10 protein-coding genes are annotated in these 14,721 nt (G+C 62.7%); 7 read left to right on the top strand and 3 right to left on the bottom strand.

All coding sequences use genetic code 11. The features are described from left to right. Positions 1-148: 148 nt before the first annotated feature. On the bottom strand, positions 149-2,494 hold the full coding sequence (locus tag E4633_RS18925) for a hybrid sensor histidine kinase/response regulator (protein WP_135872671.1): 2,346 nt from the start codon (positions 2,492-2,494) through the stop codon (positions 149-151). Between the two features lie 371 nt (positions 2,495-2,865). Between E4633_RS18925 and E4633_RS18920 the strand changes: the two genes are divergently transcribed. Next, the gene (locus E4633_RS18920; RefSeq protein ID WP_246038244.1) at positions 2,866-4,743 is read left to right on the top strand and encodes a TonB-dependent receptor plug domain-containing protein; all 1,878 of its coding nucleotides are present in this window, start codon (positions 2,866-2,868) and stop codon (positions 4,741-4,743) included. Further along, on the top strand, positions 4,743-5,606 hold the full coding sequence (locus tag E4633_RS18915; protein WP_135872669.1) for an ABC transporter substrate-binding protein: 864 nt from the start codon (positions 4,743-4,745) through the stop codon (positions 5,604-5,606). The genes E4633_RS18920 and E4633_RS18915 overlap by 1 nt, the downstream gene beginning before the upstream one ends. Positions 5,607-5,763: 157 nt before the next feature. Here the strand turns inward: E4633_RS18915 and ald are convergent, their stop codons facing one another. Beyond that, positions 5,764-6,879 carry an alanine dehydrogenase gene (gene ald, locus E4633_RS18910; protein ID WP_135872667.1) on the bottom strand — a complete coding sequence of 372 codons (1,116 nt, stop codon included), beginning with the start codon at positions 6,877-6,879 and terminating at the stop codon, positions 5,764-5,766. A 172-nt stretch (positions 6,880-7,051) separates the two neighbouring features. Here ald and E4633_RS18905 point away from each other — a divergent pair, with 172 nt between their 5' ends. Then, positions 7,052-7,525 (top strand): Lrp/AsnC family transcriptional regulator, encoded by a 474-nt coding sequence (locus E4633_RS18905; protein WP_135872665.1) that lies wholly within the window; start codon positions 7,052-7,054, stop codon positions 7,523-7,525. Between the two features lies 1 nt (position 7,526). On the opposite strand, the gene E4633_RS18900 is transcribed toward E4633_RS18905, so the two are convergent. After that, the gene (locus E4633_RS18900; RefSeq protein ID WP_135872663.1) at positions 7,527-7,931 is read right to left on the bottom strand and encodes a PilZ domain-containing protein; all 405 of its coding nucleotides are present in this window, start codon (positions 7,929-7,931) and stop codon (positions 7,527-7,529) included. A gap of 253 nt (positions 7,932-8,184) precedes the next feature. Between E4633_RS18900 and E4633_RS18895 the strand changes: the two genes are divergently transcribed. The 4 genes from E4633_RS18895 to E4633_RS20835 all read left to right on the top strand — a co-directional run bounded on the left by E4633_RS18895 (position 8,185) and on the right by E4633_RS20835 (position 14,667). Then, positions 8,185-11,292, top strand: coding sequence for a sensor histidine kinase (locus E4633_RS18895; RefSeq protein ID WP_135872661.1), 3,108 nt, complete (start codon positions 8,185-8,187; stop codon positions 11,290-11,292). Beyond that, positions 11,289-11,930, top strand: coding sequence for a response regulator (locus E4633_RS18890; protein ID WP_129127916.1), 642 nt, complete (start codon positions 11,289-11,291; stop codon positions 11,928-11,930). The genes E4633_RS18895 and E4633_RS18890 overlap by 4 nt, the downstream gene beginning before the upstream one ends. A gap of 238 nt (positions 11,931-12,168) precedes the next feature. Beyond that, positions 12,169-13,572 carry an HD domain-containing phosphohydrolase gene (locus E4633_RS18885; protein ID WP_162605035.1) on the top strand — a complete coding sequence of 468 codons (1,404 nt, stop codon included), beginning with the start codon at positions 12,169-12,171 and terminating at the stop codon, positions 13,570-13,572. Positions 13,573-13,992: 420 nt separating this feature from the next. Continuing rightward, complete coding sequence (locus E4633_RS20835) at positions 13,993-14,667, top strand: PEP-CTERM sorting domain-containing protein (RefSeq protein WP_246038243.1); 675 nt, start codon at positions 13,993-13,995, stop codon at positions 14,665-14,667. Positions 14,668-14,721 lie beyond the last annotated feature (54 nt).

The raw sequence follows: 14,721 nt of genomic DNA, 5'->3' as shown, positions 1-14,721 counted from the left end.
CCCCCCTGCCCCCCCTTCGCAAAGGGGGGAACGTTAGGCCGCATGCGGAGCTTCGTGGGGAACAGACACCTGGCTCCCCTAATTTCCCGGATGTTCCTTCGCAAAAGGGAGAGCTTCCACCCTCATTCAGCCATTCAGCCCTCCCCTCTTACAGCGCCTCCAGCACCCCGCAGAGCTTGTCGGAATCGTAGGGCTTCACCACACTCCCGCAAAACCCGTAATCCCGGTACGAATCCATCACCTCGTCGTTGCTGTAGCCGCTGGACACGATGAGCCGCGCCGCTGGATCCTGAGCGAGAATCAGACGCGCCGCCTCCTTACCCCCCATCCCATTTGGGACGGTGAGATCAAGAACCGCTGCCAAAAACGGCACCCCTTCCTTTGATGCCCTTCCGTACATGGCGACGGCCTCATCGCCGCTCGCACAGAGGGTCACCTCGTACCCTTTGGCCGCGAGGACCTTGGCTGCGAGGAGCCGAATCATCTCCTCGTCGTCCATCACAAGGACTCTCCTGCTGCAGCTGACAAGCGCCTGCTGCGCTTCGCGCTCCGCGTCGGCTTCCACCTTCGGCTGCGCCGATTCGATGCAGTAAACGGGGAGATAGAGGGTGAAGGTGGTTCCTTTTCCCAAGAGGGTGTCGAAGGTGATCACCCCGCCGTGCCGGGTGATGATCGAGTGGACCGTGGCAAGGCCGAGCCCGGTGCCAAGCGCCGCTTTGGTCGTGAAATACGGGGTGAAGATGCTCGACTTGTGCTCGTCGCGGATGCCGACCCCCTCGTCCTGGAACGAGAGTTCGACGTAGCAACCACAGAGGGGAGCCGGAAGCCTTTCCGCGTCCGTCGAGGCCATTCTACCGCGCACGGTCAGCGTGCCGCCGTCCGGCATCGCCTGCACCGCGTTGATGCAGATGCAGTTGAAGGCCTGCCTGATCTGACCGTCGTCCACGTACACCGGGGGGAGGTCCGGCGGCAGATCAAGTAGATAGGTAACGTTGGAACCGCGCGTGGCAAGCTGCACCGACTCGTCCACCAGCCTCGCGACCGGGACGGCTTTTCTCAGGGGGGCTCCCCCTTTGGCAAAACTTAGGAGCTGGTTCGCGAAACCGGCGGCACGCATGGTCGCCTTTTCGGCCTGCTGCAAAAGCTCGTGGGAGTTGTGCGACGGATCGATGAACTTTTTCGCAAAGGAGATGTAGCCCAGCACACCGGTCAGGGCGTTGTTGAAGTTATGCGCGATCCCGCCGGCGAGAACGCCGATCGACTCCAGCTTCTGGTTTCTCACGATCTGCTGCTGCAAAAGCTCGCGTTCGGTCATGTCGATCATGATGTCGACGATACGCGCGCCGGAGCGCTGGTTGCTGCAGTTCAGGTGTTTGACGGTGCCGTCCTTGCAAAGCGCGTTCACCTCGTAGAAGGTGACCCGGGTCCCCTGCTCCCAGGCCTCGATGGCGGCGCGGCGCTTGCCGGCGACCCTTTCGCGGTACTCCGGTTCGGGGCAAAGCAGGGCGAGCAGTTGGTCGACATCTTGAACCTCGTCCTGGCGATAACCGAAGCTCTTCGTCATGAAGGCGTTCAGGTACTCGACACCGCCCCGCTCGTCGGACCAGACGATCCCCATGGGGAGCTGTTCCACCAGGTTCTTTAGTTCCTGGCGCGCCTGGGTCCTCTGCTCGATTTCCTTCTCCAGATCGAGGTTGATGGTGACCAGCTGTTCCTTCGAGGCGATCTCGAACTCCATGGCTGCCAGCAGTTCCGCGTGCAGCCGACGGTTCTCCTCCTCGCGTTGCCGGAGCGACTCGGCCAGATCGTTCAGCGACGCGGAGGCCCGCCCCGGCTCGTCATCTGAAAGTACGGCGATGCGTGAGACGTAGTCGCCGCAATGGACGTTCTCCAGCCCCTGCATCAGCGAGTTGAACGATGCGGTCACCCTTTTAAGGATCAGATAGCAGGAGAAGAGGATGAAGAGCCAGCTCGCCGTGGCCAGCACTACGCTCAGAAAGGCAAGCCGCCTCCCCTCCCGCCACAGGTCACGGGTGCCGCGGAAAAGGCGCACCTCGCCGATAAGCTCACCTGGCCGCTGCTCGCCTTGCCCCGCCTCGGGAAGCACGGTAAGCGGGTTGCCCCGCACCTGCACGCTCTGCTGGATCAGGTCCGCCCCCGCGTTAGTCCCAAGACGCACCATGATCCTGCCATTCGCGGCTGCGATCTCCACGCCACGGATCTCGGGAAGGGTAAGCGCCTGACGTGCGTGTGACTCGAGCAGGTCGGTGTTCTCCGCGTAAAGGGGAAGCCGCACCGAGTCGGCCAGGGCATGGGCCTGCAGGCGGAGCATCTCGGCGGCGTGCCGCTTGTTCTGGTTGATCTGGTGTAATACGAAGAGCGTGACGCAGACGACGGTGATCAGCGCGGAGAAGAGCGTAAAACGCAGGAACAGCTTGTATTGGAAGCTCGAGCGAAGGGCGCCTAAGCGTCCGGCGGGAGAAGGCGTGTCCATGGCAAGGCCTTTGTTGGGGTCGGCGCCGCGGCCGAATAGTGGCCGGCTGGTGCAGACGGCGGCTTCATCTTTGTGTGTAACAGCTGCGTGCAGAGCGGGCTTTGGAGCTGAGCCTGTAGGCCGCTGATCTGAGGCAGTGTGAATGTTTGTACACGAGGCATTACATGGAGTCTGGCGGAGAACTATACCAGATATGCTGCGGGATTCAACTGTAATAAATCGTTGCTTCGTCCAACATTGGCCGCATAAGCACTGTATTACCTAAATTCCTTTGACAGAAAAGCATCAACCTGATAGGTATGCAACAATCTCTGTGCCAGTTCATTTAGAAATTCTGCAACTGTCAACGGCTCTTTTCCGGGGAAACCCTTTTGACGGCAAAACAGCTCATCACAATCCTGCTTGCCTCCCTGATGGTCCTGTCCCCCATGGCCGTCACCCAGCTTCGCGCCGAGGATACGGACGAGGTGACGCGCTCGCTCGGCCTGTCCGGCGAAGATGTCGCCGCAGTCCCCCATTCCCCCCGCCCCGCTTCGCTCATCGCGGAAAACGTTACCGTAATAGACGCCGACGAGATTGCCCGGCTCAACGCTCACACCGTGGCCGACGTGCTTCAGACGGTCCCCGGCGTCCAGGTGGACCTGTTGCAGACTCCCGGCAACGTCGTCCTTTACGACATCCTCGGCAGCACGAACCGGCACGTCCTGGTGCAGATCGACGGGGTGCCGCAGAATTTCGTAAGCTCCGACAACATCGCCCATATCGGCAGCATCCCGGTGCAGATGATCGAACGCATCGAGATCATCAAGGGGGCAGCCTCGGCAGCCTGGGGCTCGTCTCTCGGCGGGGTGATCAACATCGTCACCAAGCTCCCCGCACAGGATACCCCGGCGACCGGCCTCGCCTCAGCCTCTATCGGCAAGAACGCCACCACTGACCTGAGGGCGGAGGTTAGCGGCACCGTAGAGCGGCTCGGGTATTACCTGACCGGCGGAAAGCTCTTCTCGGACGGCCTCATCCCCCGAAACGACGTCGATCTCAATCACGGCTTCGGAAAGCTGAGTTACGACTTCCTAAACGGCGGCAGGGCAATCCTCGCAGTCGACGCACGCGATGCTGACATGAGCCTAAGCGAGTCCTCCCTTCGCGACTTCTGGGAAACCGGGACGGCCCGTTATCTGAACGGCTACTTCTCGGTGCAGTACCCGCTCGCCGAGCGTCTATCGCTCGAGGTGAACGCCCGCGGTGGGAAACGCAGTACCGCACACGTCGTCGGGCACTTCGTCGCCACGCCCAACCCCTTCATGCACGCAACGGCGCGTGAAGTGTACCAAGGGTACGAGGCGGCACTCAACTGGGGGGATGCGAGCCGGGGGCTGAAGGCCGGGGTGGAGTACGAGCAGACCGATGTGCAGCAACGTGAATTCATCCTGCCCATCCCCGACTTCAACATCGATAAAACCCTCACCCGCTACAGCACGTACCTGAGCGGCACCTATACCATCGGAAAGCTCTCCGTGCTCCCCGGGGCTCGCTTCGACCGCTTCAACCTGTTGGACGACGCCCTGAGCGGCACCCTTGGCGCCACCTACCGCCTGACCGACAACACCCTTTTGCGCGGCTATGCGGCGTACGGCTACAGCATGCCGCTCATCAGCAACTACGGCTCCATGGATGGACAGGTGCCGCACAAACTGCAGCAGATCCGTACCGTGCAAGCGGGAATCGAGAGCACGGCGATCCCATACCTGTGGCTCAAGGTGATGCTGTTTGACAACGAGGTCTGGAACATCCAGACCATCGACCGCTACAACGTACTGCACCGGGACGAACAGAGCCGCGAAGGGGTCGACATGGAGTGGCGCACCTCTTCCTTGTACGGCTTCATGCTAAGCGGCGGCTACACCTTCACCGACGCCCGCAACAAAAAAACCGGGGAGCAGTTAAGCGGCGGCGAGAGCGGCCCGCGCCACGCGGTCAAGGGGGCGCTCACCTACCAGAACGAGGAGATCGGCCTCACCTCTGTCCTGACCGCCAACTACAGCGACTGGAACCTCGCCACACCCGGTGCCGACTCGACGGCAATGTTCCTGGACCTGCACGTGACCCAGAAGCTCGCGCCTTCCTCGGACCGGTCACCGGAGCTCTTCTTCTCGGTGCGCAACCTCCTGGACACCAAGCTGTACCAGTACAACTTCCGCCCCGCGGCACCGCGGTGGTTTGAGTTCGGGGGGAGGCTACGCTTCTGATGCGCACACCGATCCCCTACATGCTGCTTTTCTTCATCATGCTGGTGTCGCCGCGCCTAGCCGAGGCTCTGGACGTGCTCATCCTGCAAAGCGGCCGCAGCCCCGTCTATACCGACGCGCTGCGCGGCCTGCATGGCGCCGCCAAACTCGATTCGAAGACCCTCGTGCTCTCGGACTACTCCGACGTCGACGTGCAGCGTCTGGTCAGGGAGGAGCGCCCGAGGCTTCTGATCGCTCTGGGAGACCGCGCCCTGAACGAATGCCGCAAGACCAGGGAGGTCCCGGTGCTCGCCCTGCTATCCCTGGCGCTCACCCAGAGGGCGGTCCCGGATCATATAGGCGGCATCGCCATGACCGCCGCACCGGAGCACTACCTTGAGCTCTTCGCCCAGATGCGGGCCAAGCGGGTGGGGGTGCTCTACGACCCGAGGCTCTCCGGGCTCTACGTCAAACGCGCACTCGCCGAGGCGGAGGGCTACGGCGTCACCATCGTCACCGAGACGCTGCGCAACCCCCGCGACCTGCAGGGGAAACTGGAGAAACTGAAGGGGGACATCGACCTGCTCTGGCTTTTGCCGGACAGCACCGCCATCACCACGGTCAACCTGGAGGCGCTACTCGTCTTCTCGATGACCCAGGCGGTCCCGGCGGTAAGCTTCACCGGACAGTACGTGAAAAACGGCGCCGCGGTTGCCCTCGACATCGACCCACATGACATGGGTGGGCAGGCGGGCGAAATGGCCCAGTCCCTGCTGCGTTCCAGCTGGGGGCACCGGGTCCCCATCGTCGACCCGCGCAAGGTCCGGCTCCAGGTCAACGAGAGCGTGCTGCGCAAATTGCACTTGAAGCCCCCCTCCCACTAACGCACCTGACGCAAAAGAGGCCGCCCCTTCCGGGACGGCCTCTTTTTTTAGGCTTGTGGCTCCCCCCTTTGCGAAGGGGGGCCGGGGGGATTTTCTTTTGCCAGCCAGCTAAATCCCCCTGAATCCCACTTCGCAAAGGGGGACTTTCACACACCATCTATCCCAGCAGCGTCTCCACCGGGGTGTAGGGAAGTCCGAAGGCGTCGGCGACGCCGCGGTAGGTGACCTGGCCCAAAGCGATGTTGATCCCCTCACGCACGCCGGCGCTTTCGCGCGCGACCTCGCGCCAGCCGCGATCGGCAAGCGACACGGCATAGGAGAGCGTTGCGTTGGTGAGGGCGGCCGTCGAGGTGAGCGGCACCGCGCCGGGCATGTTCGCCACGCAGTAGTGCAGCACCCCCTCCTCCAGGTAGGTCGGCTCGCGATGCGTGGTCGCGCGCGAGGTCTCGAAGCACCCACCCTGATCGATGGCTACGTCGACGAGGACAGCACCCGGCTTCATCCCCTTCAGCATGTCGCGGGTCACAAGCTTTGGCGCCTTCGCCCCGTGCACGAGCACCGCGCCGATCACAACGTCCGCCTGCTGCACCAGCTCGCGGATGACGGCGGGAGAGGACATGACCGGGAAGCAGTTCTTCGGCATGACCTCGGAGAGGTGGCGCAGGCGCTCGAGGCTCATGTCGAGGAGGTAGACCTTGGCGCCCAGGCCGCAGGCCATCTGCGCCGCGTGGGTCCCCACCACGCCGCCGCCGATCACGACGACGGTGCCCGGCGCAACACCGGGAACGCCGCCCAAAAGGATGCCACGCCCACCCTGGGCCCGCTCCGCGTACTTGGCGGCCTGCTGCGCCGCCATGCGGCCGGCGACCTCGCTCATCGGGGTGAGCAGCGGAAGCGTGTTGCCGGGACCGGTGATGGTCTCATAGGCGACGGCAACCCCCCCGCTCTTAATGAAGGCACGGGTGAGTCCCTCCGCGGCGGCGAAGTGGAAGTAGGTGAAAACGATCTGCCCCTCGCGGATCATCTCGTACTCGCTTGACTGCGGTTCCTTCACGTGCATGACCATCTCGGCCCGTGCGTAGATCTCGGCCGGTTCGGCCACGATCTCGGCGCCCGCCTTGCGATAGGCATCATCGGAGAATCCGCTGCCGTTGCCGGCTCCACTCTCGACCAGCAGGGTATGCCCGTGCCCCACCATGACCTCGACCCCGGCGGGGGTCATGCTGACACGATTCTCTTCGACCTTGATTTCCTTCAGTATCCCGACGACCATCTGCGCTCCCTCTCCCCTTGATGAGTGTGCCGACTGTCAGCATTGTACCGCAGTCCGGGCCGGGTTCATTAGACCGGCGTCTCAGCATACCAGATCGACCGGGATTTTTTCTTGCGAACAAGCGACAGAAACGGTATTTTTTCGCAGGATATTTCACCATAAGGGGTAATCGATGAGGAATCTTGCGGAAACAGCCGTAGACAGGATTGATCGGGCCATCCTGAACGAGTTGCAGAGAGACGGCAGGCTGACCAACGTGCAGCTGGCCGAGCTCGTCGGGCTTTCCGAGTCGGCCTGCCTGCGCCGGGTGCGCCTTCTGGAGCAAAGCGGCATCATCGACCGCTACGTGATGCTGGTGGATCAGGGGCGTGCGGGCAAACCGGGGAACGTCTTCGTGCGGGTGACGCTTGACGGACAGCAGCGTGAGAGGCTTTCTGCCTTCGAGGAGGCGATCGCCACGGTTCCCGAGGTGATGGAGTGCTACCTCATGTCCGGCGACGTCGATTACCTGATGCGCGTCGCGGTGAAGGACACGGACGACTACCTGCGCCTGCACAACAAGCTGACCGGGCTCCCCGGAGTCCTGCGGGTGCAGTCATCCTTTGCGCTGCGCACCGTGGTGAGCAGGACCTCGCTTCCTTTGTGACCTACCACACCGGGGTGATGCTCGAGCGCTCCAAAAACCTTCTCAGGGCATGCAGGTCGGCGAGGGAAAGCCCGACGAAGCAGAGGCCCATGCCGGAGGGAAGTTTCTCTTTTTTCTTTCCCGGCTCACGGACCCAGGCCACCCGGGCCTGGCAGGCGATGATGGCGTCGCGGTTTGAAAGCTTGAACTTTATGGTCAAAAGGGTGTCCACCGGCCGGATCTGGGCAGTCTCGACGAAGAGGCCGCCTCGGCCCACGTTCACCGAATAGTTCAATACCAGCGTCTTCTGATAGGGTCCTTCGAAGATGGCGATCCTGGCGTCGACGCGCTCCCCCCTTCCCGCCTGGACGCCGTCCCTCCTCTCTTCCACCATGCTCCCACCCGCCTCATGCCCTGGTACACCCATTTCCCCCTCCTCCTCAGCGGTGACTCTCCACCTGATTCACCTTTAACGCCCTAAGCGCTTTTGTGTAAATCCGAAAGAGGCTGCAACTGTTGTAGGGGTCGCGACTACAGTTCCGGCCTCCCGGCGTCCGCCGCTTGTAGGAAAAAGACTACAGAAAAAAGGGAAGTAGGCCGATCCATAAGCGGGAGAGCTTCTGCTATTAATGATCCATCGACGCCCACGCCGACACGCTCAACCGCTTCAGGAGTAGGCCATGCCGGACCAGAAAGCGCAAAAGACTTACTCATCCCGGCCGGACTACCGGCACCAGGTAGCCATCGGGATCGCCTTCGGCCTCGCCGGATTCGTGCTGAACTGGTTCAAGCTGGAGTTCTTCTTCAACGTCGACTTCATCTTCGGCTCCATCCTCTCCATGTTCGCCCTCATGCGTTTCGGCCTCGTTGCAGGGATGACGGCGACGCTCATCGCCGCGAGCTGCACCTGGTTTCTCTGGCACCATCCCTGGGCGGTGATCATCTTCTGCGCCGAGACGCTCTGCACGGCACGGTTGAACCTCTCCAAAGACCGCGACCCGGTCCTCAACAACCTGGCCTACTGGTTCAGCGGGGGCATCGCCCTCGTGCTCTTCTTCTACGCCGGTGTCATGCACTTTCCCCTGCTGCCCGCCATGGTTATGGGGCTCAAGCAGGGGATCAACGGCATCGTCAACACCCTGATCGCCGCAGCACTCCACATGAGCTACGGCTTTTACCGGCGGCGGCAGGAAAGGCTTCCCGGGCTGCGCCAGCTGATCTTCGTCGCCATATCGCTCTTCGTAACCATCCCGACCCTGCTTTTCCTCTACCTGGATATAAGACACACGATGCGTCAGGACCTCGCGCGGCACCAGGAGGCAACGGTGCGTATCGCCACCGCGGCCCAGACCGGCGCGGCATCCTGGCTGGACAACAGCCTCGGGGTGATCCGCTTCCTTGCCTCCTCCGGCGGCGGACCGGTGACCGACATGCGGCGCGACCTGGAGAACATGCGCCAGTCGCTCACCGACTTCAAGCGCCTGGGTATGACGGACGAGCACGGCATCACCATCGCCTTCTCCCCGGCCGTCGACGAGAACGGGACGGCCACCGTGGGACTGGACCTGTCGGACCGCAGTTACCTGAAGAAGGTCTCCGCCCCACCCTACCCCGAGGTGATGGAGCTCTTCCAGGGAAGGATCGGCGCGCCGGGGCCAAGACTCATCCTGGTCGCGCCGGTGCTGGAAAAGGAAGGGTACCGGGGCGCCGTATTCGGCGTAGCCGACCTCGGCAGCCTGACGGAGCTCCTGCAAAAGCTCGTGCACGAAGACTCCGTGCAGGTGACCCTCGTCGACGACCGTGGGATGGTGGTCCTCAGTACCAAGCCGGAGTTAAGCCCCCTCACCCCTTACGCTCTTCCTGCAGGGGGCTCCCTGATCCCGGTGGCGAAGGGGATACGCCACTGGATCCCGGCCCCGAAGCCCGGGTTGAGCCCGTACAAGCGCTGGCTTGCCTCGTTCTACGTGAAGGAGATGCCGCTTGACGGGTACCCGGGGTGGAAGCTGGTGGTGGAATCTCCGCTCAGGCGCCCGATCACTGCGCTCTCCGAGAAGATCACCGCGGCGCTCTCCGGTATCGGTCTGCTGCTCGTGTTGCTGGTCTTCTGCTCAAGGCTTTTCGCCGGCAGGATCGCCTCCATCCTTTCGGACTTCGAGCGCGTGACGCGCGAGCTTCCCGCTCAGATAGCGGCCGGAACCACCATCGAGTGGCCTCCACCGGTGACCAGCGAATTCAAGGGGCTCACCGACAACGTGCAGCTGATGACCAGGGAGCTTTCACTCTCGTACGCGGCGCTCAAGCAGCTGAACCAGAGCCTCGAACAGCGCGTCGAGGAGCGCACCGCGCAATTGAGGGAAAGCCGGCAACTCCTGAACGCGGTCATCGAGACAACGCCCGACCCCATCTCGGTCAAGGACCGCGAGGGGACCTACCTCATGATGAACAAGGCGGGACTGGAGTTTCTCGGACGGGAGGCGATCGGCAGGGAGCAAACCCGCATCTATGGGCCGGAAGAGGAGGAGGTCATCCTCGCGTACGACCGGCGCGTACTGGAAACCGGCGCCATCGTCTCCTTCGAACAATCCCGCCGTAACCACCTGGGAGAATCCCGCGTCTTCAACGTGGTGAAGGGGCCGATCCGTGACCATGCCGGCGCGGTGACCGGGATCTTCGCCATCTCCCGTGACATCACCGACCGCATCCGGATGGAGGAACAACTGGAGCAGGAGCGGTCGCTTTTGCGTACCATCATCAGCACCATCCCGGACCTGATCTTTCTGAAGGACGTGAACGGTGTATTTCTCGCAGCGAACCCGGCATTTCAGAAGATGGCTGGGCACCCGGAAGCCGAGATCATCGGCCGGACGGATCACGACATCTGGAACGCCGAAGAGGCGGAGCTTTTCGTAAGAAGGGACCGTGAGGTGCTCGCGGCAGGCCGTCAGATCGCTCACGAGGAATGGCTGACCGACAGCAGCGGAGGACGGCGCATCCTGCTGGAAACGAAGAAAACCCCGATGCTGGACCGCGCCGGAAACCAGCTGGGGATTTTGGGCATCGCCCGCGACATCACGGCACAGCACGAGGCGAAGGAGGAGTTAAAGCGCGCCGTGGCCGAGCGGACCGCGGACCTGCGGCGACTGGCGGAGCGAATCGAGACGGTAGCCGAACACGAGCGGGCTTCGGTGGCCCAGGAGATCCACGACGAGCTGGGCCAACTGCTTGCCGCGCTCATGATGGACGTCGCCTGGTTCCAAAAGCGCATCCCGGATGGGGACGAAAAGTACGCCGCGAAGGTGAAGGCGATGAACGAGCTCCTGAACGTCACCATACAGTGCGCGCGTCGCATCACGCGGGACCTCCGCCCTCGCATGCTTGACGAGCTCGGCCTGGTCGCCGCCATCGAGGAACAGCTGGAGCTTTACCGCCAGCGCCAGATCGACTGCCGGCTCATCGTCCCGCAGCGCGACGCCGAGGTCGACCCGGAACGGGCCAACTCCCTCTTCCGCATCTTCCAGGAAAGCATGACAAACGTGATGCGCCACTCCAGCGCGACAAAGGCCGAGATCCTGCTCGACATAAGGGAGGACGGCATCGTGCTGCAAATAGAGGACAACGGCCGCGGCATCAACGAAGAACAGATCAACAACCTGCAGTCGCTTGGCCTTCTGGGGATCAAGGAGAGGGCCCTGCGCTGGGGGGGGACGGCCGAGATCAGGGGAGTACACGGTAAGGGAACTACGATTCGGGTGGAAATGCCCGTGGAACGAAGGAGGAAAAAGAGATGATAAGGGTTTTGCTCACTGACGATCACAAGATACTGCGCGAGGGGCTCAAGGGACTTTTGCACGACACCGACGACATCACCGTGGTCGGCGAGGCGGGGGACATCCAGGAGCTGTTCGCCCGTTTGGGGAGCGTTGCCTGCGACGTCATCGTCCTCGACATCTCGCTTCCGGGCAGAAGCGGCCTCGACGCCCTGAAACAGTTGAAGGCCGAGGGAATCACGACGCCGGTGCTGGTGCTCAGCATGCACCCGGAGGAGCAGTACGCCATCCGCGCCATCCGCTCCGGCGCCGCCGGCTACCTCACCAAGGAGACCGCCTCCCAGGAACTGGTGCACGCGATCCGCAAGGTCCACACAGGCGGCAAGTACCTGAGTTCGAACCTGGCGGAGCGCCTCTTCACCGAGCTCGCCAATCCCCGCGGAGCGGAGCCGCACACGCTTCTTTCCGACCGCGAGTACCAGATCATGTGCATGATCGGCTCCGGGCTCACCCTGACCGGCATCGCCGACAAGCTCGCCCTGAGCGTCAAGACCATCAGCACCTACCGGACCCGTGTTCTGCTCAAGATGGGGATGAAGAACAACGCGGAACTGACCACCTACGTCGTGAAGAACGGACTTCTGTGCGACAACGCCTGATCCCCCGGCGGGAGAGGTGGCCCCCCTCGCCTCTCCCGCCGCAGGGCTCGCTCCTCCCCTCTCGCCACCGCCGCATGTCGGAAAAAGCCTCTCACCTTTAACGTCCCGCGCCCGACATACAGAAAAACAAGTCCCTGCTATTAATGAGATCATCGTCCATCCCCCGAAACGGGGCAGGCGCAGAGGGAACCTCAACGGTGCCCCCTGCGCAAATGGCGGGATGCATGAGGAGACGCACGTGTTTATTCCGGTACCGACATCGCAAGAGCGGCAAAAGACTGCAAAGGACCACCCCATGCGGATGCTGGAGGCTGAGAACCTGCGCCTTTTGCGTGAACTCGAGCGCCACCGCCGGGACAAAAGACACGCGTGCGAGGTGGCGGTGGACCTGCTGACGAGCATCGCCGAGGCACGGGACCGGGAGACCGGGCGCCACGTAAAGCGGGTGCAGGACTACACGCTGGCACTGGGAAACGCGTTGAAGCTCGACTCGCCCTACGCCTCCCTGCTGAGCCGGCAGTGGATAGAGCGCCTGGTCAGGGTGGTGCCGCTGCACGACATCGGGAAGATCGGCATCCCGGACCGCATCCTGCTGAAACCCGCCTCGCTGAACCTCGAAGAGTTCGAGGTCATGAAGACCCACACCCGCATCGGCCGCGACATCATCGCCGCCGCCGACAGGGACAGCGGCGAGGCCTGCTGCAATCCCGAGGAGAGCGCCCTCGTCTTCCAGATGGCCGCCGACATAGCGCTTTGGCACCACGAGCGCTGGGACGGCCTTGGGTATCCCGACGGCCTGGCGGGAGAGGCCATTCCGCTTGCGGCGCGTATCGTCTCGGTGGCCGACGTCTTCGATGCCCTGACCACTTCCCGGGTGTACAAGAAGGCCTTTTCGTGGAAGCGTGCGAGCGCCTACATAGTCTCCATGAGCGGAGTCCGTTTCGACCCCTACGTCGTGGCCGCTTTCACGCGGCTTTTGCCCCAGTTCGAGACCATCGCCCAGGGCCACGACGGCGTGAACCTTCCCGAGGCATCAACTATCGGCACAACCAGGCAGACAACCGGCACGGCGCCGAGGAACGGGGCAGGATGCCCCAATGCAGCCGGCGCCACCACCTGCACTACACAGGGGATGGAGACCATCGACGGGCCTCTTTCCCGCACCATAACGCAATCGGACACGGAGGAAGGTACCATGCGCGCGCTCATAGTCGACGACGACGAACTGGACCGCAAGCTTCTGGAACGGGTGTTGAAGCCGTTTTGCCACGTGGACTGCGCGGCAACCGGGGAAGAGGCGTTGCAGAAGTTCGTGACGGCCCTCGGCGAGCAGACCCCTTACGGGCTCGTCTGTCTGGACTACAACCTCCCCGGCATCTCCGGTGCGAGGACGGCGCAGCTCATCCGCCAGGAAGAAGGGAAAACGGGCTGCTTCCCCGCCACCACGGTATGCGCGCTCTCCGGGGCTCCCGAGGCGCCGGGAGAGTTCTACATCCGCCTTGGAGACGATCCCCACTTCTTCCTGAACCAGAAGCCGTACAACAGGACCAACCTCATGCGTGCGGTCAGCTTCGGCCTGCGGCGCTGGGGGGTAAAGAGCGACTCCCGCGATTACTGCGTCGAACAGGCAATCGGCCAATGACGCAGTGCTGCGTCGGGCCGGAACAGCGGCACACACCAACGAGGGATCGCCCAGGGGCGGTCCCTTTCGTTTTGGACACACAGCGTGTCTAATTTTCCGACACCACCCTCAGAGGCGCAAACAGCGGTCACGGTTCATTTTTTTCGTGTGGTTCCCTCAAAGTGTAAAGGAGGGGTGTAAAGCCGCTACGGTCACGGACAGCCTGACGCGCTTGCCAGCAGCACGGTCTCGGGCGGGCAAGCTCTTGATTTCACGCGATTTACGCCGGTCACGGCAGCACGCGCAGTAAAACAAGGGGGGCAAGTCGAGCAGGCATCACAGGCATAACTATCTGAAATCTTATGCTTTACCAGAGACTGGCATGCATGATGCTGAGCGTATGGGCGTTACATAAAGTATCAACCTCAAGGAGGGTAACCCATGCGAATGAGAAGAGGAGGATTGGCGGTCATCATGCTCACCCTGACGCTGATGGCCACATCTGCAAACGCACTATCCATAAGACTGACGGACGGCGGCGTCAATACCGTCACCATAGGGGACAACGGGGTGGGGGACGTTAACCCTGCGGCAGGCGCCGTCACCTACATCGGCAGCATCGGTGCCTTCACCACCAACGTGAGCACCGGGCTTTCCTACCCTATCCTCGGGAGCCTGGACTCCCCGTGGCTGGAGCTTAACTCGGTCGACGTGACCAGCGGCTCGAGCGGCACCAGCAAGCTCTACATCTACCTCACCGACACCGGCTTTACCGGCGCAGCTTCCACCTTCCAGGCCGCCATCGGCGGGACCACGGGAGGAACGGTCAAGTACAGTACCTACTTCGACGCCGCCAACACCGCCTTTGCCATGAGCACGGTTTTGACCGAGGAACTCTACAGCGGCCTCGCCTTCAGCGACGTCAACACCGCTTCGGCGCTGGGACTCGACGTTCCCTACTCCCTGACCCAGGCGCTGGAAATCACCCATACCGGTCACGCCAGCACGAGCTTCGATGCGGAACTGGCCCCAGTGCCGGAACCGGGTACCTTCCTGCTGCTTGGGGCAGGCTTGCTGGGACTTGCCGTCTACGGCAAGCGCAGGGTGCGGGCCTGACGCGCCGCACTTGCTTTGACCAAAGCCGCCCACCTCGGGCGGCTTTTTTTTTGC

This window comes from Geomonas terrae, from assembly GCF_004791675.1.
In the GTDB taxonomy this organism is placed as follows: domain Bacteria; phylum Desulfobacterota; class Desulfuromonadia; order Geobacterales; family Geobacteraceae; genus Geomonas; species Geomonas edaphica.
The sequence above is the reverse complement of the archived record's forward strand: the minus strand, read 5'-3'. Positions and strand labels throughout refer to the sequence as shown.